Raw genomic sequence first — 2,183 nt, 5'->3', positions numbered from 1 at the left:
ACTACGACGCCGCGACCCACGACGTCAACCGTACCGGCCTGCTGGAAGACCTGAAGGCTTCACCGGTTTCTACTTCGTCATCGGCAACACGAACCACGATACGGCTGGCGTCGACGGAGTCGATCACGCCGCCACGACGAGCCACGACGCAAACGCCGGAGTCACGGGCTACGTTACGCTCCATGCCGGTACCTACCAGCGGCTTGTCGGCGCGCAGGGTCGGTACAGCTTGACGCTGCATGTTCGAACCCATCAACGCACGGTTGGCGTCGTCGTGCTCGAGGAACGGAATCAGCGACGCTGCAACCGAAACTACCTGCTTCGGCGAAACGTCCATCAGGGTGACGTCTTCCGGCGCCTTGACGGTGAATTCGTTCAGGTGACGAACAGCTACCAGCTCATCGATCAGGACCTTCTTGTCGTTCATCGCGGCCGAAGCCTGAGCGATCACGTGATCGGCTTCTTCGATGGCGGACAGGAACACGATCTCGTCAGTAACCAACGCATCTTTCACCACACGGTACGGACTCTCGAGGAAACCGTACTGGTTAGTGCGCGCGTAGGCCGCCAGCGAGTTGATCAGACCGATGTTCGGACCTTCCGGCGTTTCAATCGGGCATACACGACCGTAATGAGTCGGGTGTACGTCACGAACTTCGAAGCCTGCACGCTCACGGGTCAGACCGCCCGGGCCGAGTGCGGAGACACGACGCTTGTGGGTAATCTCGGACAGCGGGTTGTTCTGGTCCATGAACTGGGACAGCTGGCTGGAACCAAAGAACTCTTTCACCGCCGCCGCAACCGGCTTGGCGTTGATCAGGTCCTGAGGCATCAGGCCTTCGCTTTCAGCCATCGACAGACGCTCTTTGACCGCACGCTCAACGCGCACCAGGCCAACGCGGAACTGGTTCTCGGCCATTTCGCCGACACAGCGAACACGACGGTTACCCAGGTGGTCGATGTCATCGACGATGCCTTTACCGTTACGGATGTCGACCAGAGTCTTCAGTACCGCGACGATGTCTTCCTTGCACAGAACACCCGAACCCTCGATCTCGGTACGACCGATACGACGGTTGAACTTCATCCGGCCGACCGCGGACAGGTCATAGCGCTCAGGGCTGAAGAACAGGTTGTTGAACAGGGTCTCGGCAGCATCCTTGGTCGGAGGCTCACCAGGACGCATCATGCGATAGATTTCGACCAGCGCTTCCAGTTGGTTGCTGGTGGAATCGATCTTCAGGGTATCGGAGATGAACGGACCGCAATCGATATCGTTGGTGTACAGAGTCTCGATGCGAACAACACCCGCCTTGGCAAGTTTTACCAGGATCTCGGTGCTCAGTTCGGTATTGCACTCTGCCAGGATTTCGCCGGTTGCCGGATGCACGATGGCCTTGGCGGTCGTGCGACCCAAGACGTAGTCCAGAGGCACGTCCAGCTCTTTGATCCCGGCTTTTTCCAGCTGGTTGATGTGGCGCGCAGTAATACGACGACCCTGCTCGACAATAACCTTGCCTTTGTCATCCTGGATATCCAGGACCGCAATTTCACCACGCAGGCGCTGAGGCACCAGCTCCAGGCTCAAGCCTTCGGCTTTCACATGGAATACGTTGGTGGTGTAGAACGCGTCCAGCACTTCTTCGGTGGTGTAGCCGAGCGCGCGCAGCAATACCGATGCAGGCAGCTTGCGACGACGGTCGATACGCACGAATACGCAGTCCTTCGGGTCGAACTCGAAGTCCAGCCAGGAACCGCGGTAAGGAATGATGCGTGCGGAGTACAGCAGTTTGCCAGAGCTGTGCGTCTTGCCGCGGTCGTGGTCAAAGAACACGCCTGGGGAACGGTGCAGCTGGGAAACGATTACACGCTCGGTACCGTTGATTACGAAGGTACCGTTTTCAGTCATCAGGGGGATTTCACCCATGTAGACTTCTTGCTCTTTGATGTCCTTGATCGCTTTGTTCGACGATTCTTTGTCGAAAATGATCAGGCGCACTTTTACCCGCAAAGGTACGGCGTAAGTAACACCACGCAATACGCATTCTTTGACATCAAATGCCGGTTCGCCCAGACGATACCCGACGTCGGCCGTTAAAGAGATGCAGAATAGATGTATTGGCCACCCGAGCGAGAGACTTGCGTCAAATAATTGCGATGTTTCGGGCACCCTGTATACAACC

Annotated in this window: 1 pseudogene; it reads right to left on the bottom strand. The window is 57.2% G+C overall.

Annotated features, from left to right (window positions below):
- Positions 1-55: 55 nt before the first annotated feature.
- Positions 56-2,086 (bottom strand): annotated as a pseudogene (gene rpoB, locus ACQKP2_RS32565) (DNA-directed RNA polymerase subunit beta); the annotation flags it as partial.
- Between the last annotated feature and the right edge of the window lie 97 nt (positions 2,087-2,183).

Source organism: Pseudomonas sp. NPDC089569, assembly GCF_050280625.1.
GTDB lineage: Bacteria > Pseudomonadota > Gammaproteobacteria > Pseudomonadales > Pseudomonadaceae > Aquipseudomonas.
Note: the sequence above shows the minus strand (reverse complement) of the source record. Positions and strands in the feature narration are given on the sequence as shown.